The sequence below is a fragment of the Candidatus Clostridium helianthi genome (genome assembly GCF_045310795.1).
GTDB classification, from domain to species: Bacteria; Bacillota; Clostridia; order Clostridiales; family Clostridiaceae; genus Clostridium; species Clostridium helianthi.
The window spans coordinates 1-22,559 of record NZ_JBJIAB010000047.1 but is presented as its reverse complement, the minus strand read 5'-3'; the positions used below and the strand labels follow the sequence as shown (position 1 = coordinate 22,559).

General features: G+C 29.9%; 16 protein-coding genes and 3 pseudogenes. 13 read left to right on the top strand and 6 right to left on the bottom strand.

Features of this window, described 5'->3' with window-relative positions; all coding sequences use genetic code 11:
* Positions 1-304 precede the first annotated feature (304 nt).
* From ACJDTP_RS23880 to ACJDTP_RS23870, 3 genes are all read left to right on the top strand, one after another.
* A complete protein-coding gene (locus ACJDTP_RS23880) occupies positions 305-652 on the top strand; it encodes a calcium-binding protein (protein ID WP_103699386.1) in 348 nt (115 codons plus the stop codon).
* Positions 653-725: 73 nt separating this feature from the next.
* Positions 726-1,733: a DUF7309 domain-containing protein gene (locus tag ACJDTP_RS23875; protein ID WP_103699385.1), complete on the top strand. Its 1,008-nt coding sequence runs from the start codon at positions 726-728 to the stop codon at positions 1,731-1,733.
* A gap of 176 nt (positions 1,734-1,909) precedes the next feature.
* A complete protein-coding gene (locus ACJDTP_RS23870; protein ID WP_406762652.1) occupies positions 1,910-3,478 on the top strand; it encodes an AAA family ATPase in 1,569 nt (522 codons plus the stop codon).
* Between the two features lie 258 nt (positions 3,479-3,736).
* On the opposite strand, the gene ACJDTP_RS23865 is transcribed toward ACJDTP_RS23870, so the two are convergent.
* The 3 genes and pseudogenes from ACJDTP_RS23865 to ACJDTP_RS23855 form a co-directional block, all read right to left on the bottom strand.
* On the bottom strand, positions 3,737-4,675 hold the full coding sequence (locus ACJDTP_RS23865; RefSeq protein ID WP_406762651.1) for an FAD:protein FMN transferase: 939 nt from the start codon (positions 4,673-4,675) through the stop codon (positions 3,737-3,739).
* Positions 4,676-4,819: 144 nt separating this feature from the next.
* Positions 4,820-5,422, bottom strand: a complete 603-nt coding sequence (locus ACJDTP_RS23860) for a LysR family transcriptional regulator substrate-binding protein (RefSeq protein ID WP_406762663.1) — start codon at positions 5,420-5,422, stop codon at positions 4,820-4,822.
* Between the two features lie 126 nt (positions 5,423-5,548).
* Positions 5,549-5,686: pseudogene (locus ACJDTP_RS23855) on the bottom strand (helix-turn-helix domain-containing protein); the annotation flags it as partial.
* A 244-nt stretch (positions 5,687-5,930) separates the two neighbouring features.
* On the opposite strand from ACJDTP_RS23855, the gene ACJDTP_RS23850 reads away from it, so the two are divergent.
* From ACJDTP_RS23850 to ACJDTP_RS23830, 5 genes are all read left to right on the top strand, one after another.
* Positions 5,931-6,530 (top strand): NADPH-dependent FMN reductase, encoded by a 600-nt coding sequence (locus ACJDTP_RS23850; RefSeq protein WP_103698688.1) that lies wholly within the window; start codon positions 5,931-5,933, stop codon positions 6,528-6,530.
* A 14-nt stretch (positions 6,531-6,544) separates the two neighbouring features.
* Entirely contained in the window at positions 6,545-8,968 is a 2,424-nt protein-coding gene (locus tag ACJDTP_RS23845) for a flavocytochrome c (RefSeq protein ID WP_406762650.1), read from the top strand.
* 496 nt (positions 8,969-9,464) lie between these two features.
* Positions 9,465-10,115 (top strand): DsbA family oxidoreductase, encoded by a 651-nt coding sequence (locus tag ACJDTP_RS23840; protein ID WP_406762649.1) that lies wholly within the window; start codon positions 9,465-9,467, stop codon positions 10,113-10,115.
* Between the two features lie 266 nt (positions 10,116-10,381).
* Positions 10,382-11,701: an SEC-C metal-binding domain-containing protein gene (locus ACJDTP_RS23835; RefSeq protein ID WP_406762648.1), complete on the top strand. Its 1,320-nt coding sequence runs from the start codon at positions 10,382-10,384 to the stop codon at positions 11,699-11,701.
* Between the two features lie 250 nt (positions 11,702-11,951).
* Positions 11,952-12,560 (top strand): hypothetical protein, encoded by a 609-nt coding sequence (locus ACJDTP_RS23830; protein WP_406762647.1) that lies wholly within the window; start codon positions 11,952-11,954, stop codon positions 12,558-12,560.
* Positions 12,561-12,685: 125 nt separating this feature from the next.
* Here ACJDTP_RS23830 and ACJDTP_RS23825 read toward each other — a convergent pair whose 3' ends face one another.
* On the bottom strand, positions 12,686-12,823 hold the full coding sequence (locus ACJDTP_RS23825) for a hypothetical protein (RefSeq protein WP_161223409.1): 138 nt from the start codon (positions 12,821-12,823) through the stop codon (positions 12,686-12,688).
* Positions 12,824-13,187: 364 nt separating this feature from the next.
* On the opposite strand from ACJDTP_RS23825, the gene ACJDTP_RS23820 reads away from it, so the two are divergent.
* Together ACJDTP_RS23820 and ACJDTP_RS23815 are read left to right on the top strand one after the other, a co-directional pair.
* Positions 13,188-14,432 (top strand): ammonium transporter, encoded by a 1,245-nt coding sequence (locus ACJDTP_RS23820; RefSeq protein WP_406762646.1) that lies wholly within the window; start codon positions 13,188-13,190, stop codon positions 14,430-14,432.
* Positions 14,433-14,932: 500 nt separating this feature from the next.
* Positions 14,933-15,328, top strand: coding sequence for a hypothetical protein (locus ACJDTP_RS23815; RefSeq protein WP_406762645.1), 396 nt, complete (start codon positions 14,933-14,935; stop codon positions 15,326-15,328).
* A gap of 3 nt (positions 15,329-15,331) precedes the next feature.
* On the opposite strand, the gene ACJDTP_RS23810 is transcribed toward ACJDTP_RS23815, so the two are convergent.
* A complete protein-coding gene (locus tag ACJDTP_RS23810; protein WP_406762644.1) occupies positions 15,332-16,702 on the bottom strand; it encodes an 8-oxoguanine deaminase in 1,371 nt (456 codons plus the stop codon).
* Positions 16,703-17,139: 437 nt separating this feature from the next.
* Between ACJDTP_RS23810 and ACJDTP_RS23805 the strand changes: the two genes are divergently transcribed.
* The 3 genes and pseudogenes from ACJDTP_RS23805 to ACJDTP_RS23795 all read left to right on the top strand — a co-directional run bounded on the left by ACJDTP_RS23805 (position 17,140) and on the right by ACJDTP_RS23795 (position 21,884).
* Positions 17,140-19,236, top strand: a complete 2,097-nt coding sequence (locus ACJDTP_RS23805) for a methyl-accepting chemotaxis protein (RefSeq protein ID WP_406762643.1) — start codon at positions 17,140-17,142, stop codon at positions 19,234-19,236.
* Between the two features lie 203 nt (positions 19,237-19,439).
* Complete coding sequence (locus tag ACJDTP_RS23800; protein ID WP_406762642.1) at positions 19,440-19,568, top strand: hypothetical protein; 129 nt, start codon at positions 19,440-19,442, stop codon at positions 19,566-19,568.
* Between the two features lie 552 nt (positions 19,569-20,120).
* Positions 20,121-21,884, top strand: a pseudogene (locus ACJDTP_RS23795) (sensor histidine kinase).
* A 222-nt stretch (positions 21,885-22,106) separates the two neighbouring features.
* On the opposite strand, the pseudogene ACJDTP_RS23790 reads toward ACJDTP_RS23795, so the two are convergent.
* A pseudogene (locus ACJDTP_RS23790) lies at positions 22,107-22,487 on the bottom strand (manganese catalase family protein); the annotation flags it as partial.
* Between the last annotated feature and the right edge of the window lie 72 nt (positions 22,488-22,559).

Here is a 22,559-nt window from a genome sequence, read left to right as displayed (position 1 = left end):
TGGCTTTTTAATTACATACCAAAAAATGTATGATAAAATTAGGATATACACAGGTTAATTAAGTAGCAATTTCAGCCCTTCGGACTTCAGTAGCAAGAGGATAACTACGTTCTCCTAAAACACCCCTGGGGTATTTCAGAGGGAAGAATGACTGAACTTGTTAATTTTCAATAAAAATACTAATGGAAGCAAGTATGAGTGAAAAAAGATGCATCAATTACAAAATTATGTCTTAAAATATTATTGAATATGATATTATTTTAAGTGTTGCGGCAAAAACATATAGTAGAGGAGTTTGATAATATTGAAATGGGAAATACATTGTAAGCAAGATGAACGAATTTATAATGTAATAAAAGATATGCCAGAAGATGATGAGATAAAAGTGCTGGAAGAGTGGGAAAAATACCTAAATGCTAAATTAAAATTTCCTTTTGAAGCAAAAGTTGTAGAAAGTGATTATGATTCAATAATTAAAGTTGGTGATAGGTTAAAAGTTCTTGGTATTGGTATGATAGATGATTTGCATGGAATAATAGTTGATGTAAAGAAAGGAAGAAGAAAATATTGTATAGAATTATGCTTATTAGAAGCTGAGGGGGAAGAAAAAGAAATAGTTGATGACTATAGTGTATGGTTTTGTAATAGATAAATATTTGATTATAATAAAGAGCATTTAAATAAACGTGTATTGTAAATAAAAATAGATAGGAGAAATTTAATAGATGAGAACTGAAGCTAAGTTGGAAGAATGGAGAGCTTTATATGATATTGCTATAAAGCTTAAGGAGTTAAAGCCATGGGAGAGACTATGGGATATGGATTTAATAACTATAATTGAGTCAAATAAAAAAGAGCCATGTGTATGCAGTGTTATGGGAAAAGGTGGAGAATGTTATGGTATTGCTGCTTATTATGGATTAGATTCTATAAAGGGCTTTTTTAAAATGGCTTATAGTAGTGAGATGCCTAGTCATCAGTTAATAAGATATCAAAATAATGTTATGTGTAATTATGGTAATAGAGATGAATTGACAACAAAAGAACGTGACATTATAAAGAAATTAGATTTGAAGTTTAGAGGAAAAAATAATTGGATATATTTTAGAACTTTTGAAAGTGGTTATGTACCGTATATGCCTGATAGAGATGAAGTATTAGAATTTACAAAAATATTAAAACATGTATATATGGCTATTGATTCACTAAATAAAGGTATGGAGATTGATTTTAAAAATGGTAAGACATTAATGCGTAAATTTGATGAGGAAAACAATATATGGGTAAATTCAGAAGAAGCAGTGATTATTCCAGATATGGATTATCCTGTTGCTATTTTGAAAGATGAATTATTAATAAATCGCTTAAAGAAGCAAAAACAAGATAATTCTATTTTAGAACTAGATATAGCATATTTAAATTCTGCAATAAACGATAAGCAATATGATAAACCATTTATACATAGATTATGTATGTTAGTAGATGCAAGAAAAGGAGTGGTATTATCACAAAACATGGTAACACCTGGAGATAATGTTGTTGATCTAATATTTGAAACAGTAATAAATTATATTATTCGAATAGGAAGACCTAAAAATATAGTAGTTAGAGATGCTTATATGGCAAGCATATTAATTGACTTGTGTGAACAAACTGACATAGAAGTTATAGAATCATTGAACTTACATACAATTGATGAATTTGTTGAATCTTTTTATCAGTTTAGATTTTAAAATAGAAAAAATGTAATTATAAAAATATTAATATTGGAAGAAAAGAACCATGTCCTTGAGGGAAGTAGAAAGAAATATAAAAGATGATGCGGAAAGTAAATTATGTTATGTTTAATAGTTCCTATAAATGGGATATAATATTAACATATAAATGGTTTTGCTAAAGGAGATGTATTATGGCGATATATTTAAATACGAAAAGTTCTTTAGAAAATTTTATTGAATTATATAAGGAAAAATATTATGTAGACAAATCAGAGATAATATCATTATTAAATGAAAAAATATCTAGTAAAAGTAAATATATATGCATAACAAGACCAAGAAGATTTGGAAAAACTAGTGTTATTAACATGCTAGGAGCTTATTATACAAAAGGAATTAATAGTAAAGAAATTTTTGATAAACTTGAAATAAGTAATAGTGAAAGCTATTTACAGAATTTAAATAAATATAATGTCATAAGCATATCTTTTAATAAGTTATCAGATAGAGGAAATACGTATAGTGATTATATGGAAATGATAAAAACGTCACTTATAAATGATATAATAGAGCAATATGGCAAAATTGAACCAGAAAAATATTTTACAATAAGTGATATGCTAGAGGCTACAAATGACAAATTCATATTTATTATTGATGAATGGGATTATATATTTAATAATAATTTATTTAAAGAGCATCAAAATGATTTCTTAGAGTTTTTAAGAAATTTGTTAAAGGATCGATCATATGTTGCACTTGCTTATATGACTGGAGTACTTCCAATAAAGAAACATTCAAGCACTTCAGCTTTAAATATGTTTGATGAATATACAATGTTAAATGATATGGTTTATGGAAAATATTTTGGTTTTACAGAGGAAGAAGTAAAGGAATTATGTGAAAAGCAAAGTAAGATTTCTTTTGAAGAAATAAGTGAATGGTATAATGGATATATAAATGAAGATGGAGATAGAATATACAATCCACGTTCTGTAGTTAAAGCACTTCAAAATGGGAAATGTATAAGCTATTGGACTAATACAGGGGCTATGGATGAAGTTAAGGAATATTTAAAGTATAATACTATGGATGTAAGGGAAGATGTAATAAAAATGGTATCAGGTTATGATGTTGATATCATAATAAATGAAGAATTTAGGGCAGGTCAAGAAGCACCTAAAACTAAAACAGAAATATATTCAGCTATGATAATTCTAGGATTTTTATCTTATTACGATGGATATTTGAAAATACCTAATAAAGAATTAATGAGAGAATTTGAGAAAGCTCTTCAAGATGAATCTTTTGGTTATGTATCTGAAATTATTAAAAATTCTAGAAACATGTTAAAGGCAACAGTATCACAAGATACTGAAAAAGTAGCAGAAATATTACATGATATTCACAATTCAGAAATACCTATATTACAATATAATGACGAAAATAGCTTGTCATGTGTAGTAACTTTAGCATATTTAAGTGCAAGGGATACATATAGGGTTGAAAGAGAAGAGAAAACAGGAAAAGGTTTTGCTGATTTTACTTTTCATTCAAGAAGAAAGGCTGATACTCCATTTATTCTTGAACTTAAGAAAGATGATACTGTAGATTCAGCAATTAATCAAATGAAGGAAAAAGAGTATTTTCAAAAATTTATAAAAGAGCATGAAAATGTACTACTAGTAGCTATATGTTATGATTCAAAAATGAAAAATCATACTTGTAAGATAGAAAGTATGTATTTTAGTGAAGCATAGTTGATTTAAAATGTCACCCTTCGCCTCCACCATAAATATCAAAGACCGCCTGTAGGTAGCTTAACTAGCTACTTACAAGCGGTTATGTTTTTTTATTGGGGTAGCATTGCAATCAAAACCACAAAAATTTAACTGGAAAGCAAATTGAGTTGTTATTTATTTGAATGTGCCTTATATAAACAAACATAATTTATAATTCGCACAAAATTTTTGAGATTTTGGGTTACAACAATGAATGCAACCTTATTCTTTGGAATACTACATTGTTAATGGAGATATTTTTCCTTTAAGATTGTCTGTATAGGCTAGTCTTCCATCCACAGTTATTACAACAGCACCCATACCTTTAATTTTATTAACTCTATGAATAATTGAAGCAGCATCTAATCCAAACAATTTTGTAGTATATATATCGCAGTCTATTGATTTATCAGCAATAATAGTTAAAGAAGCTATATTACTTTCTATTGAATAGCCTGTTTTGCTGTCAAATATATGGTGGTATTTACGTCCATCCTTTTCAAACACTCTCTCATATATTCCTGAGGTTACAACGGATTGATCTTTTATTTTGACAAGTGCCACAGCATTTCCTCTTGGTAGAAATGGATTTTGTATTCCCACATTCCAGTCACCACCGTTTGATGGTGAGTTTCCAAAAACGAGAACATTACCGCCCATATCTACCATAGCTGAAACAGCGCCATTTTTCTTAAAGAATTCCATGACTTTATCAGCAAAATAGCCTTTAGCTATGGCTCCAAGGTCTATTTCAATGCCTTTTTTTAAGAAATACACGGTCTTTTTTTCATCATCTAGTTGTATATTTTCAGGCTTTAAAAGTTCCAGTACCTTTGCTATAGCTTCTTTCTCTGGTATATGTGCCTCCTTAAAGCCTATTCTCCATAACTTTATTAATGGTCCTATTGCAATATTTAAATATGTATTCTCACATAGACTATGTTTTTTTCCTATTTTTATCAGTTCATACAGCTCTGCATCAACTTCCTGTGGAGCTAGTGGAGCTGTTTTTTTTAGCATTGCAAGCTGTGATTTATCACTGTTAGCACTAAAGACTTCTTCATAATTAATAAGCATAGACTCAGCCTTTTCTGCTAGCTTTTCAGCATCATCTCCCTTTACATATAGAGAGATTTTCGTTCCCATAAGATATATTATCTTCGTATACTCATTCATTTTGCCCTCCTATATTTGCGGCACTATCAAATTAATAACAAGTCCTCTTGCCATTATATTTTGGACTTGTTATTAATTGTCAGTTTCCTAAATTATTTTGCCCATGAATTAGAAATGCATCTATAAGGTCTTTATCAATATCAGTTAGTTTTTTTCACTGTGATATGCCATAAAATAATCTAAATTCAATTCATCAATTGGAATTTGATATATGTTGTATTCAGATGGACACTCTTTTACATATATGCTTTCTGGTATAAAGGTCAGTCCTAAATTACTCGCTGCAAGGTTACATACAGTGTTGATTTCGGTGCTTTCCATTATGATTTTTGGTTCTACCTTGTAAATGCTTAATAATTGATCTATCTGCTTTCTTATAGCAGAACCCTTGGAAGTTAGTATGAGATTTTGACGCAATATCTTGGTTATGTCCATAGTTCCTTCTGGAATAATGGCTACATCTTTTTGATATAGATCACAGCTTCGAGGAATAATAGCACGGTATCCGTGTCTGCCCCAAGTAATAGAGTTTAAGTTTGGAGAAATATTTCTTGAATTTTGTCCAATCCAAAAATCCAATTCACCATTTTGAATGAGTTTCTCATTTTTTTCTGGTAAAGTCTCTGAAAGCTCTATCCTACAGTTTGGATGCATATCCAAAAACTTTGGTAAAAAAAGAGGTAAAAGGTAGGTTCCAAGGCTAGGAAGCACTCCTATCTTTATGACCTTGTTATCTATATCTGACACAGCTGATATTTCCCTAATGAGTCTTGCGTAATTATTTTCTATTGAAGTTAAATACTGATAATATATCTTACCTTGCTCGGTTAATCGATATGGAAGCGTGCTGCGACTTATAAGCTCACAATTTAACTGATTTTCTATCCTTTTAATACTCTGTGTCAAGTGAGGTTGAGAAATATAAAGTGATTTGGCAGCCTTGCCATAATTACTGTATTTTAAAATGGCATCAATATAATACAGAATATCCTGAGAATAGTATTTTGACATTTAATTCACCCTTTTGCGAAATAATTAGGCACATGAAAATAAATAACGAGTCCCAAATAGCATTGCAAATGGACTTGTTATTTATCTGATAGTGCCTTAACTCATTGATTCTTGTGTTCGATTATAACAAATATGTTATCAAACTTCAACAAATAACTATTAGATATAATATACTTAACATGTTAAAATTATATCAAAGAATTACTAAAATTATGAAGTTTTGAAGTACAGAAAGGGGATTACTATGAAGTATTTAGCAATTGTAGGCACTAACTCAGATGTGTCAACTAATCGTATGCTGCTTCAATTTATGCAAAAGCATTTTTCGAGTGAGGCAGAGATAGAACTATATGAAATTAAGGATTTACCTGCCTTTAATGAACCAGAGGATTCTGATGTTCCTGAAAAGGTAGCAGAATTATCTGATAAAATTTTAAAAGCAAATGGTGTAATAATAGCAACTCCAGAGTATGATCATGCCATACCTGCAGTTTTAAAGAGTGCTCTTGAATGGATTAGTTACACTAGTCAGGCACTTACAGACAAGCCTGTTTTAATAGTTGGGGCTTCTCTTGGTACACTTGGTTCTTCTCGTGCACAGGCACATCTTAGACAAATACTTGATTCACCTGAGCTTGCGGCAAGAATAATGCCAAGCAGTGAATTCCTTTTAGGAAAATCACAAGGTGCATTTGATAGCGCAGGAAATCTTATCTATGCAGATAAGCTAGTAGAGCTTGATGAAATTTTCAGAGAGTTTCTTCTATTTACAGATATTACATCAAAACTTTTAGCAGAAAAAGTTTTACATAAAAAAGTTAAAAAATTCACTTGGGAAGAGTAGGAGGATTAATATCAATGAAATTTATAGCAATTGTTGGAACTAGTGCAAAAAGATCATATAATCGTAAACTCCTTCAGTTTATGAAAAAATATTTTGAGTCAAAGGCAGAAATAGAAATACTTGAGATTACTGATGTTCCTATGTTTAATCAATCTGATAATCAGTCTTCAAGTGAAGTTATACAGATGTTCAATAATAAGATTACAGCAAGTGATGGTGTTATTATAGCTACTCCTGAGTATAATCACTCAATTCCATCTAGCCTTAAAAGTTTAATTGAATGGCTAAGCTTTGATCTTCATCCACTTGCTGGCAAACCAGTAATGATCCTTGGTGCTTCTCTTGATAGTCAAGGTTCTTCTCGTGCTCAGCTACATCTTCGTCAAATTTTAGATGCACCAGGTGTTGATGCAAATGTAATGCCAGGATATGAATTTTTACTTGGAAGTGCAAATAAAGCATTTGATGAGGAAGGTAATCTAAATAATGAAAGAACCATAGACTTCTTAGAAATATGCTTCCTACGCTTTATGCGTTTTGCAAAGATTTCAAATCAGCTTAATGAAGAAGAAGAGTTTACCTTTAACCCGGGAGTATATGAGGTAGATGCAATAGGTCACAGCGGAAGTCTTCCAATGAAAGTATCCTTTAGTGAGAACAGAATAGAAAGTATAGATATAAATACAGATGGTGAGACAGAAGGACTTGCAGATGTAGTTTTTGTAAGAATACCAGATAAAATAATTGAAGGACAAACATTAAATGTTGATGCTCTTTCTGGTGCTTCAGAAACTAGTAATGCTGTATTAGACGGTGTAGCCAAAGCAGTTAAGCTTGCAGGAGTTAACCCTGACATACTTAAGAGACGTCCAAAGCCTGCTAGCAGTCTTATAAAAGAAGATGAAGAATATACTTGTGATGTAGTAGTTGTAGGCGGAGGCGGCGCTGGATTAAGTGCAGCTGCAACAGCACTTCAGAATGGTAAAAGTGCTATTGTCCTTGAAAAATACCCAGCAGTAGGTGGAAATACAATACGTTCAGGTGGTCCTATCAATGCTGCAGATCCAGAGTGGCAGATGCAGTTTGAAGAAAATAAAGGAGAAAGACATACAATTGAAGAACTTCTAGCTACAGATGAGAGCTTAATTCATCCAGAATATATAGATGATTTTCATGCACTTAGAGAAGAATTTTCTGCTTATAAGGAAAAGTTTGGCACACAAAAGGGACATCTATTTGACTCTCCATTACTTCACAGAATGCAAACATATTTTGGAGGTAAAAGAACTGACCTTAATGGAAACACAATATACGGCCAATATGACCTGGTAAAGATACTTACAGACAGAGCTTTAGAAAGTGTTAAATGGCTAGAAGATATAGGGGTTGAGTATGATAAGAGCATAGTATTTGCTCCTGTTGGTGCACTTTGGCGTCGTGGTCATAAGCCTACAAAAAGCCATGGCTCATCATTTATACTTGCACTAACAAAATATGTACAAGATAACTCAGGAAAAATCATTACTGATAGCCCTGTAAAAGAATTTATCATAGAAGATGGTGAAATAAAAGGAGTTATAGCAACTGGTGTCAATGGCCAAAAGATAACTGTTCATGCAAAAGCAGTAGTCCTTGCAAGTGGTGGTTTTGGTGCAAACACAAAGATGCTAAAAGAATACAACACTTACTGGAGTGAAATAGCTGATGATGTAAAGACTACCAATTCATATGCTATGACTGGTGATGGAATATTGCTTGGTAAAACTGTAGGTGCAGCACTTACAGGAATGGGCTTTACTCAAATGATGCCTGTAGCCGATCCTGAAACTGGTGAATTATTCAGTGGAGTTCAAGTACCTCCTGAAAACTTTGTAATGGTAAATAAAGAAGGAAAAAGATTTATTAATGAATTCTCTGGAAGAGATGTTTTAACAAAAGCTGCAATTGAACAGGGTGGTTTATTCTACCTTATAGCTGATGATGAAATAAAGAAAACTGCAGCTAATACAAGTCAAGAAAAGTTAGACCGTCAGGTAGAAGCTTGTACTTTATTTAGAGCAGATACCCTAGAAGAACTAGCAGTAAAAGTTGGAATGGATCCTGCAGTTCTTGTAGACACAATTAATAAATATAATTCATATGTGGATGCTGGTTTTGATCCTGAATTCCATAAGGATACATTTAGCTTAAAAGTAGAGAAAGCACCGTTTTATGCTACTCCAAGAAAGCCAGCAGTTCATCATACAATGGGTGGGCTTAAGATAGATACTAAAGCTCATGTATTAGATGAAAATGATAAACCAATTAAAAATCTTTATGCTGCTGGAGAAGTTGCTGGAGGTATCCATGCAGGTAACCGTCTTGGCGGTAATGCATTAACTGATATATTTACCTTCGGAAGAATTGCTGGTAAAACTGCAGTTGATGAAATGAAATAGTTAAGGCACATGGGCTTGTTATTTATTTGATTGTGCCTAATGTTTAGATAAAGAGCCAGATACAAAGACGAAGAGCCTATAACACGCATAAGTGAAAATGCTGTTATAGGCTCTTTCTCTTATTCTTCATTAGATATTGTACATTATAAAAATCAAGTTTTTCTTTTAAATGTTCGGTAGAGTTATATATGGTATGGAAATGGGTAAAAGGACTTCAGATAAAGAATAATTGCTATTGAAGTTATATACTAATTACAGCAGAAATATATTGACAAGTACAATTGTATTTATTACAATTTAATTGAAATAAATATTTTATCGTGCTATAAAAAGATAAATTTTAGTTTTTGTATTTTTATGAAGTAAGGTGGTTTAGCCATATTATCAATAATTCTATTAATTTATTTAATGTAGGAATTAGCATGAGAGAATTAAGAGAAAGTTTGATTTATAATTAAAATTTTATTATATAAATACTAGGAAGGAAGTGTTAGAAATGAAAATAGAAGTATGGTCTGATTTTATGTGTCCATTTTGCTATATGGGCAAAAGAAGATTAGAAATTGCTTTAAATAGATTTGAACATAGGAATGAAGTTGAATTAGTTTTTAGAAGTTTTGAGCTTGATTTAGCAGCTAAAAAGAAATTTGATGGAAATATTCATGAAATAATAGCAAAAAAGTATGGCATATCAGTAGAGCAAGCTAAAGCATCAAATAATCAAATTGTTGAACAAGCTAAGGATATTGGTCTTGACTATAATTTTGATAATTTAATGCCAACTAATACTTTTGATGCACATAGGATAACACATTATGCAAAAACAGAAGGAAAGATGAATGAATTAGCAGAAAGAATTTTAAAAGCATACTTTATAGATTCACTAAATATATCTGACTATAAAGTATTGGCTGGGCTAGCTGGTGAAGTGGGTCTTAATATTGATAAAGCTTTACAAGTATTGGAATCAGATAAGTATGGAGCGGAAGTGAGAAGGGACGAAGAAAGTGCCTCAAAGCTTAAAATAAACAGTGTTCCTTACTTTGTATTTAATAATAAGTATGCAATATCTGGTGCGCAACAACCTGAGTTGTTTTTAGAGATATTGGAGAAAGTAAGAAAAGAAGAACTCTCATTACTTCAGTAGACGTATTTACTAAAGATTTCTATAGTTTAGTTGGTGAAGGAAATACAACGGAAAATTTATAGTTGATTTCTTGAAAAATTAATAAAGAACTAAGACTTGGCTATTTCAAAATAGGAATTTAATTTCAATTTTGAAATAGCCTTTGGTATTTTATCAGATAAAATAGAAAGTACTAGTGAGTTATTGACTTAAATTTAATTTATATATAAAATCAAATTTGTGCTTAAGAATTAGCTTGATTTTATATACAGAGGAGATAGAATTATTTGAAGAAAAAGAATGATTATAATAAACAAATAAAAAATGGAGAAGAAAATACAGGTAAATGTATTGAGATGAAAAAGTGCAATGAAGAGGAAATAGAAAATAATAAATGCAAAAACTGTGGAGAACAAGCAAGTTATTTTAGTGATGAAAATAATGGTTGGCTATGTGAGGATTGCAGGAGCATAGAAGATGGGTTAGATAAACTTGCTGATAAAATAGAGAAAAAGCTAAGTAAAAGAGTTTATTCTTTTGATTTAAATGAATTAATAAATTGTTTATCTAAAGATGAAATATATAATATAGCAAGAAATCTTGGAGTAAATAAGATATCAGGTTTAAATAAAGAAAAATTAATTGAAACATTACTTAAAGAATATAAGAATTTGGTTGAAAAAAGAGCTTTATTCTTTGACGAAGAAAGATATAAGATTTTAAAAAGTTATGTGGATAGCAAAGGTGTAAAACTTTTTGATGATATTGATGAAGAGGAAGCAGATAAGAGCGTATATTTTATACAGCAAGGAATGCTCTTTCCAATTGCAAAAGATGGGGTATCAATATTTTTAATGCCTGAAATAGTACAAGGATTAATCAAAGAAAGAAATAATCTTGAATATAGACGTAAAATAAAATTCAATAGTGAAATTATAAATATCTTTAGGGCAATGAATAAAGTATATGGTATTTTAAAACTAGAAGATGCTAAAGAGATAATAGAAAGATATTTTAATATAGAAAATTGTGAATTAGAAGAGTTAATTAGGGAGGCAACATATTACTACAATGAATATAGAGAAGAAGGAATATTTATTGTTAATAATGAAATAGATAATTTTGAGGAACTATTAAAGGATATAGATACAGAAAAAGATTTGAGTTATGCCATGATTTCGAAAGAAGAATTATTAAATATGTTAGAAGAAAATTGGGTTTATAATAGTAAAGCAGGAAAAACTTTTTATAAAGAGTTTACTAATATGTTTAGAGTAGATAGAGACATGCTAATAGCTATGATGGAAGACTTGATTTTTGATGTTCAAGAAAATGAACCTAAAGATGCAGTAGATAAAATGATAGAATTAATTAATATTGAAAATGACGAAGCCAGATATGTTGCATCTAGTATGATGAATAAATTTGTTAAGAAAATTAGGTTATGGAGATATAAGGGGTCAACCACTAATGAGATTAAATCAAATGTAGTTAGCTTAAAGGCAAATAAGGATATAAAAAGAAATGATCCTTGTCCATGTGGTAGTTTAAAAAAATATAAAAAGTGTTGTGGTAAAGATGAGAAGGTTATTAATTTATTGGAATAATTATTAGATTACTTTAATTAAGGAAACAGAAATAAAATAACAAATAAAGTATACAAAATATACAAGTATAATTATTAGTTATTTTTTGACGGTTCCTTGTTAATTTTCAAGATATTATTCATTATAATTGCTCCTTTTATTTTATTGTGATAAAATTATCGCGTACCTTGATAATAATTTAATACAAATATTTTTACGAGTACAATTATTTTAATACATAGTATCTTAAAAGATACCAAGGAGTGTAAGCATGGAAGAAAACTTAAGCTTAGAAAATTTAAATGCAGAAGAAATATGGGAAAAGTTATATAAGAAAGAATTAAATTGTAAGAAGAACATTTTAGAATATATTGATATTGCTAAGATACTAAAAAAGGGTGAGGCTGACCCAGAAAAGATTCAAGATACTTATAATTTTATCTATGATAATATTGAGAAGATGTCAGATAAAGTTAAACCGAATACTGTTATGTATCTTCAAAATGAATTAAAAAATCAGTTTGGCAAATATGTAGTTGAAAAGGAGCCTAAAGAAGAAGATGCCTTTATAAAATTCTTTAAGGAGGCATACCCTGTAAAAGATAGAAGAAAAGATTTCACTTGGGTTATGATGAACATTAATAACATAGTAGAAGAACAAATTTGGACTACATTAATTCACATTAACAGAGAATATATATGTAAAAGAATTAAATTAGAAGTTGAAGAAAAAGAAGCTATAATTAAAATGATAGAAAAGGTAATTAAAAAAGATAATATAAAATATATTAATCAAATAAAAAGTTTAGATAAAGTATTAAATAATTTAAATATTAAAATAGTAAATGACAAGGATAAATTCAAGGTTAAAAAATTATAATTATGTAAAAAGAATTTTAGTAATGCACAAGAGCATTGTTAAAATTCTTTTTTATTGATAAAGATTTTTAAAGCTGTAGTGATTTTTTTATGTAACAGCTCACTTTTTATAGACAAGGTATAAGATTAGTGAAAATGGGCTATTGTTGAGCCTATTTTTTTTGGTTGTTCTTTTACTGGATCTACATGAATTACCATGCAGATATTCAAATCATTAGAAATTTCATTTTCAGCTGCATCAATTGTTTCCTTCTTTATGGCCATTGCCCCTATATTAGAATTATTCAATGTTTTATAGATTACTCGAGGATTTAATCATCGTTATGATAATAAAATAATCATTTGTATTTTTAAATGTAAATAATATTGACAAAATTCCGTGAGAATAATATACTATGAAATAAGAACGACGATGTTCGACAAACATACTTTAAAAAGTATATTTTTCGGATGTCGTTTTTTTATACAAAAAATAGGACATTATTTAGTTGAGAAAAAGAATTCAAAAATTAATTTTTAGGTAATGCGCAGTAACTTTTAAACTAAGGCACATTCAAAAATTAAAAAAACTTATACATAAATAGCTGAAATTTTGTTTTGAGATTTAACATACTAAGGAGGATTTTATATGGAAATTAATTTAGGCGATTGCAGTTTTATATTAATCTGTTCAGCACTTGTACTTTTAATGACACCAGGACTTGCATTTTTTTATGGTGGAATGGTTCGTAGGAAAAATGTTTTAAATACATTGATGTCTTCATTCTTTGTTTGTGGATTAGCATCAATAATGTGGGTTTTAGTAGGTTATTCATTGTCTTTTGGTAATGATTTTCATGGGATAATAGGCGGACTTAATTTCTTAGGTTTTAATGGGGTAGGAGCAGAGCCTTCAGCATATGCACCTACAATACCTCAAGAGCTTTTTGCTGCATTTCAAATGATGTTTGCAATAATTACTCCAGCGCTTATAACTGGAGCTTTAGTAGAAAGAATGAAGTTTTCAGCATTGTTCATATTTGTAGCTATATGGTCACTTTTAGTATATTATCCAATGGCACATATGGTATGGGGAGCTGGTGGATTAATAAGTTCTTTAGGTGCCGTTGATTTTGCAGGAGGAAATGTAGTTCATATAAGCTCAGGTATTTCGGGCCTTGTAGCTTGTATTATGTTAGGTAAGAGACGTGGATATGGAATTATGGCATATAGACCACATAATATTCCATTTGTAGTTCTTGGAGTAGCATTACTTTGGTTTGGGTGGTTTGGATTTAATGCAGGTAGTGCGCTCGGAGCTGGTCCACTTGCTGTACATGCATTCATGACAACAAATACTGCAGCAGCTGCAGCTATGCTTTCATGGATGTTAATTGAAAAAGTAAAACATGGTAAGCCAACATTACTTGGAGCAGCAACAGGAGCAGTATTGGGGTTAGTTGCAATTACACCAGGAGCAGGGTTTGTTCCACTTTGGTCATCAATTATAATTGGTATAGCAGTATCTCCAATTTGTTTCTTCTTTGTGGAAAAAGTAAAAGCTAAGTTTGGATATGATGATGCACTTGATGCTTTTGGATGTCATGGAATCGGTGGAATTTGGGGTGGTATTGCAACTGGAATTTTTGGACAAACTGCAATTAATCCTGTAGCACAATGGAATGGTCTTTTCTATGGAGATGTTAAACTTTTCATTGCACAAATAATGAGTATTGTAATAACAATAATATTTGCAGGTGGGATGACTTTCTTAATTATAAAAGTTATGAAAATGTTTATGGAGATTAGAGTTGATAGCTCAGAAGAAGCTGATGGACTTGATGTAGCTGAACATGGGGAATCTGCTTATCCATCATTTAATGGATTAGACTAGGAATATAATGCATGAATGCATAAAATGGAGAAAGTATAATATTAAAAAATAGAATTAAAAAAATTCTATGGTGGATTTCAAAGGTCGTGCTTCGCCGCCATCATGAAACCCACGACAATACATTAAGAGGATAGCCGCTGCATGGCGGCAATTCACAAAGGGGCTGTCGCACTAAATATGTTAGTTTTGCAACAGCCCCTTTATTTTGCTTTGAAACATATCCACTGGTGAAAATTTAAACCTTCGAGATATTTAATTTAATGGTGCAAGAATAAAGTTAAGTTAAATAATCTTTAGAAAATCCTTAGAAATATAGCAAGGTATTCTTTAAAAATTATGCTTATTATTAGAATATAGCAGGTAAAGGTAAGATCTTTAGAAGGAAAGATGGCATATTATTTATATGATCGTAGAATATCTATGATTTATTAAGAAACTAATACATAATTCTTTAAAACTGATTATATTTTTATCACAATATTTTAATAAAGGAGGATATCATGAAATTAAACTCTTATCAAAAATCTTTTGTATGCATTATACTTTTTGGATTAATTACATTATTATCATGTTACACAGTTATAAAAGAAAATAATAAAACAACATCAATAACTAGGCGTATGAGTACAAATGGAGAATGGACAGATTCTTCAAAAATTCCTTATACAATTACTTTTAATCAAGGGGATATTATACGATTTAATTATAAATCAACTATTAAAGATGGAAAATTATTGCTAAGATTTATTGATTCACAAGGAAACTTAATATATGAGTTTGATCCAGGGAGAAAGGGAGAAAAGGATATAAAAATAGAGAAAACCGACATATATGAGCTTTTTATAGAAGGCGATAAATTTAAAGGAAATTACGAGATAATATGTGAAAAATCTTGAATACTACCCTTTGTGTAATCTTTCATTGCTGACTATATTTTTAGCAATTTTATGAGCCGTCTTTCCAATTTCATCTGCATTCATAGTAATAAGTTGTCCATCTCTTGATACTAACTTTCCGTTAACAATAGTCATTTTGGTAAAGCTTGAATTTCCAAGGCATACTAATGAAACAAGTGGATCATGGCATCCTGCATACTCAACCTTATTAAGATCAAATAGTATTATATCAGCCGCCTTTCCAACATCAAGTCTTCCAGTATCAGGCCTTCCTAAAACATCTGCACCACCTCTAGTTGCAATCTTTAGTATTTCATATGCATTGAGTCCGTCAGCTCCATACTTTAAATGATTTAGAAGGTACGCACGTCTAACTTCTTCCCACATGTTCGAACCATCGTTACTTGCACTTCCGTCAACTGCTATACTTATATGTCCACCTTTTTTAAAAATTTCAGAAGTTCTACAGATACCACTATTAAGTTTCATATTTGATGAAGGACAATGGGCAATACCAGTTCCATTCAATCTATCTATTTCTGAATCGCTAAAGTGTATTCCATGTGCATACCAAACATCAGGACCAAGCCATTCAAGTTCTTCCATAAGCTCAAAGGGTCTTCTTCCATATTTTTCGATACAAAATCTTTCTTCATCAATAGTTTCTGCAAGATGAGTATGAAGCATAACTCCTCTTTTTCTGGCTAACTTCTTAGTTTCAAGCATTAATTCTTTGGTGACTGAAAATGGTGAGCATGGTGCAAGAGCTATTCTTGTCATTGCAAAATCACTTGTATCATGGTATTTGCTTATAAGTCTATCACTATCCTCTAATATTTTACTTTCAGCTTGAACAACTGACATTGGAGGAAGTCCACCATGATCTCTACCTAAAGACATAGAACCTCTTGTAGAAGTAAAGCGAATTCCAATTTCTTGTGCTGCTCTTATTTGTTCATCAATTAATGTATCAGGCTGGTTCTTTGGAAATACGTAGTGATGGTCTGAAGTTAAGGTACATCCAGTTCTTAAAAGTTCACTAAAACCTACTAGTGCCCCATAATATACAGCATCTGGAGTTATATTTTTCCAAAATTCATAAAGCCCAATAAGCCATGGGAAAAGTGGCTTTTCTTGAACTTCTTTTATTCCCCTAAATAGCGTTTGATACAAGTGGTGGTGAGTATTTACAAACCCTGGCAAAGCCACAAGTCCAGTACAATCAATAATTTCGGTCTCAGCAGGTACTTCAAGGCAAGTAGCTATTGAAGTAATTTTAGACCCTTCAATTAATATGTCTACATTTTCAAATACCTCTTCTCTGTCATTGAATGTTATGGCATGTCTAATGTTCTTTAAAATTAATTTCTTCATCATAAAATCCTCCTTAAAATAAAAAACCACTTTGAAATGAGTAATTTCAAAGTGGTTAACTCTACACGTTTTTGCGCAAATATAAAATTATATTTTCCTTGGTATTATAATATCAATTATTTTGATATTTGTATAGTTTTATTTATAATTTTTGTAATAAATTTCATCTTTCATATGCTAATATTTTAATAAATTAACTGTTTATCAATACGGTCATTTAATAGGCTCATAATGTCTAGGATAAGGTTATTTAAATTTCCATTAATTTGTGTTATAGTATTAAAATGGTAAATTTTACCTAAATCTTCTATTTTATAAGTATACTTTCCAGTAATTTTATGTCTTATGTAGTCAGTTTGTTTGCTGGAAATTAATCTAAGGCTAAATCTCGTTTGCCTAAAATTGACTGCAAATTTTACTATATGAGGAATATTAAGATGAAAAAAATAAGTACTAAAATTATAATAACTATTATATCTTGCTGCATTGTGCTATCTTCCATTTTAGGAGTAATTTCAATAACGGTAGGAAAAAGATTTATTAATAATGATGCTATGGATAAGCTTTTATATATGTCACAAAGTATGGGTGGAAATTTAGATAGGAAATTTGAATTACCAGTAAATAAAGTTGATTCTTTGTATTATAACGTAATGAGCACATGTGATATTCAACAATTAAAAGTAGACCCACAATATATGGAAAAATACAAAGGTGTATTGGCATCAACCATAAAAAATTATTCAGATGGTTCTAAAGATTATTTATCAATGTATTTCATATTAAATCCGGATTTAACTGGTAATGTAGCCGATGTGACTCTAGCAGATACTAAAGGTACTGGCAGTTTCCAAATACAATCAGAATTAACAAAAGATAAATATGATTCTAATAATGAAAATATGCAGTGGTATTATGAAACCATGAAGCAAAAGGATGGAAAGTGGTCTATTCCACATGCTGCATCAACAATTGATTCAGAAGTAATTACATATTCAAAACCCGTATTTAAAGATAACATACTTATAGGTGTAGTTGGTGTGGATTTAAAATTTAGTGATATTAAAGATTTGATAAATGGAATTAAAGTATATACTACAGGATATGCTGCATTATATAATGATAACTTTGATTATTTAGTACATCCTGATTTTACATATAAAGACAATCTAGCTACAGTTAAAGACGGTGTTTACAAAGATATCTATGACCAAATAAAAGGAAAGGAATCTGGTGTTGCTAAATATAAGAGCAAAAATGGACAAGATAAAATCCTAGCTTATACAAAACTTTCAAATGGATGGGTTCTAACTTTGGCACCACCTATAAGTGAAGTTCTTAGCGGTATAAATAAATTAACAACAATAATTTCTATCGTTATAATAATAGGAATAGCGCTATCTATAATTGTAGCACTATATTTGGGGAAGAAAATTTCAGAACCAATTAAAGTAGCAACTGAACTTATAAATAATATATCTAATTATAATCTGGATTCGAACTTAGATCAAAAAGCAAAGAAATTTTATGGAAATAAAGATGAAACAGGTATTATGATCAAGGCTGTATTTAATTTAAAGCAAAATCTGATTAATATAGTTGATAACTTGCGAAATAGTTCAAGCCATGTTTATGAATATTCTAAAAGTCTATCTACAAATACTGAGGATACAGTTATGTACATTAATAATGTTTCAGAGGCAATGTCAGAATTGGCAAATGGTGCAACTGAACATACAATGCATTCTCAAGATAGTTTAGAAACAATTAAAAGTTTAGCTAATGACATACAAATTGCACTACAAAGTTCTGACGTGGTGAAAGAAACTTCTAATAAGGCTAAAGAAATGGGTATCAGAGGTTCTAAATCTCTAGATATACTTACAAAAAAATTTAAGATAAGTAGCGATGCAACAAATAAAATATCTATAATTGTTGATAATTTAGGCAATAAATCAGGCACTATTGATAATATAGTAAGTACAATTAATAGTGTTGCAGAACAAACAAATTTATTGGCACTTAATGCAGCTATTGAAGCAGCTAGAGCTGGTGAATATGGTAAAGGCTTTGCTGTTGTAGCAGAAGAAATACGTAATTTAGCAGAACAAAGTACAGATTATACAAAGGAAATAGCTACGCTTATAAATGAAATACAAGGAGAAATAAGCCTTGCAAAGAAGACTATGGATACGGGTGTGGATGCTGTAAGTGAAGCTAATACTGCAATAATTGAAACAGAAAAATCTTTTGATTTAATTGAGGATTCTATTAAAAATAGCTTAAATCATATTCATAATTTATCAGAAAATATTAAAAATGTAGATAAAAATAAAGAAAAGGCGATAATTTCTATTGAAAAGATATCTGTTGTATCAGAAGAATCAGCAGGTGCAACGGAAGAAGTAGCAGCCATAGCTAAAGAACAAACTAATTCTATGAATTCCATTTCAGAAACATCTCAAAAACTTAATGAACTAGCTGGCAAAATGGATGAAATAGTTAAATTGTTTAAATTGGATTCTACATTGTAAGATTTAAGATACATGAAAGAAAATAACAAGTTAAAGATGTAATGAGCTAAGGGAAAATTTCTTAGCTCATTTTTTGCGTTAAAATTAAAGAATTTAGAAGCTATACCAGGTATGCAGGCAATGCAAAGCCACTGATTTCAGTGGCTTTCATTGTTTTTGTTAATGTTTCAAAAATGTTAATCTCTATTGTTGAAGATAAAAAAGTGACTATTACGAATAGTAATAGTGGTGAAAACAAACTTTGTTTACATGCTTTAGCAGATGAAATTGTAGCTAAATATGGTGTAAAGATAGAAAAACAAATATTAGAGAAATTAAAGAAAGAAGGATGATATTCAAATGTGAACTTAGACTTATTTGGTGGATTACCGAAACTATAAATATTTATTGGCTATATTGCAAAATTGGAAAGCATATGAAGAGAGGCGAAGCACAATACGGAACTTAACCAAAGTCCATTGTGATTTTGTTCCATACGACTTAGTACTGTTGTGTAAGTTTGTACTTTTTGTAAAACTATGTAAAGAATGTGTAAAATATGTTATAATTAGGGTGAAGAAACAAACTAAACTATTTTATTTACTAGTTAATATAACTACTGGAGAACATGACTAACGCGGATCTAGAACTGGAACTTAAGAAATATATTATAGAGATCACAGCGTAAAGAAGTTAGCTATAATAAAATAATTATTTAGTGAAATTTTCATTTCTTAAATTATATAACTATATTGTTTTGAAAACAAAAACAATTATGGTATCAGAAAGCATTTACATAATAATTATAAATTAGATTTAGCATATAAATCAGTAGATATATATAAATATACAGCCTAGGTGCTATAAATATAATTTGGCAATTGATTTGGTAAAGGGGACTTAAAATGCTTGAACTTAATGAACTAATAAATATAAATGAGATTAAAAGAGTCATGGATAATATTTATGAAACTTTTGGAATTCCAATGGGGATTGATGGGGCAGATGGAACTAATGAGATTAGAGTGGGATGGCAGGATATTTGTACTAAATTTCACAGGAAACATGAAATTACTTGTGAAAATTGTAAAAATAGTATTATGTACTTAAAAAAACATATGGCTGAAAATGAACATTTGGAATATAAATGTTTAAATAATATGCGTGAAGTTATAATGCCTATTTTTATATCTAACATGCATGTTGCTACAATTTTTATTGGACAATTTTTTTATGATGATGAAATTATAGATATAGAATATTTTCGCAGGCAGGCACAAAAATTTGGATTTGATGAAAAAGAATATTTAGAAGCACTTAGTAAAGTGCCTATTTTTCCAAGAAAACAAGTTAACCATATAATAGAATGTTTAAAAGGTCTTATCATAATACTAGCTGAAAATGGATTAAGTAAGTTAGAATTTAAAAAGTCTCAAAACGAACTTGAAAAAAGTCAGAAATACCTCAATGCAATCTTTAATTCTGTGAATGATGCTATATTAATTCATGATTATGATGGAAATATATCAGATGTAAATCAAACAGCTATAGCTATGTTTGGATATTCCAGAAATGAATTTATACATATGAGGATAAAGGATATTATTTCAAAAGATTCTCCAGATCCTTATTTAACTAAAGAAGAGCTATTAGATAGAATAGCTAAGGAAGGGAGATTAAATAGTACAACAAAAACAAATATGTTTATTGGTGAGGCTATATTTATTGGGAGCAATAATAGTGAGTTTTGGGGGGAAAGAAATGTTATAATTGCAAATATAGGTGGAGCTAAAAGGATTATAACTACAGTACGTAATATTTCAGAGAGAAAACAAGCAGAATTAGCATTAAAAAATGAATCTCTTGAACTAGAAAGATTAAGAACAGAGTTCTTTGCTAATATTTCTCATGAACTTAGGACTCCACTGAATATAATATTAAATGTGATAAAAATTAGTTGTATGAATCTTGAACAGCAAAATGTTGGAAAAGAAAAAATTATAAGTAATATGAATATGGGAAAACAAAATTGTCTAAGGCTTCTAAGATTGGTAAATAATCTTATTGATTCTACTAAGCTGGATGCAGGATATTTTGAAGTTAATCTTGTTAATTGCAATGTCATTAATGTAATAGAAGAAATCACTTTATCAGTTGCTGAATATATAAAGAGTAATAATTTAAACCTAATATTTGATACTGAAATAGAAGAGAAGATAATAGCCTGTGACTTAGATAAAATTGAAAGGATAATTCTTAATATACTTTCAAATGCTATAAAATTTACAAAACCAGGTGGAAATATATTTGTAAATATATTTGATGGGGAAGAATTTATTACTATAGTAATTGAGGACACAGGAATAGGAATACCAGAGGAAAAACTTAATGTAATATTTGATAGATTCAGACAAATAGATAAATCATTTACAAGAAATTATGAAGGCAGTGGAATAGGATTATCTCTTGTAAAATCATTAGTAGAAATGTAAGGTGGTAAAATAACTGTTGAAAGTAAGTATGGAGCTGGAACTAAGTTTTATATAAAACTTCCTGTTAGGCTGGCAGGTGAAAGTAACAGTAAAGAAAATATTAAGTTATTTAACAGCAATTTAAGCAATCATGTAGAAAAAATAAATGTTGAATTTTCAGATATATATACCTTATAATTCATGGGAAAATGCGGTGAGTAGGACTATGAGGCCTAAATAATACAAAGGGTATACGGAAAAAATTATAAGCTATAATAAGAAAAACATAGGGAAATTGATTTCTATGGTTTTTTAACTTAAAATATAAAAAAGTTATTAACGTATAATAAAACTGCCTCAAAACTATATTTTGAGGCAGTTTTATTTATATATATAAGCCTATATATAAATTATAATATTTTATTTTTTAATGCACATTGCATCTTCAACGTGCATTAAGCATTCACCAAATCTTTGGAAGTGAACAACTTCTCTTTCTCTTAAAAATGCTAGTATTTCTTTAATTTGAGGTTCATCAGTTAAGTGTATTAAATTCTCATAAGTTACTCTAGCTTTTTGTTCAGCTGCTAAATCTTCATGTAAATCAGCTATTGGCTCGCCCTTTGCTTGTATATAAGTTGCTGTCCATGGATTTCCAGTTGCATCTGTATAAAATAATGCTTTTCTATGATCAGCATAATGCCCAGCAAGTCCTGCTTTTTTTATCTCTTCTATAGTTGCGTTTTCCATAAGTTGATATACCATTGTAGCAATTATTTCTACATGGGCCATTTCTTCTGTTCAGTTGACTTAAATGCAAAGTTGCCAAAATCTCTTCGTGTAAGACTTGAGCCTATAGGAACAACTTTAATT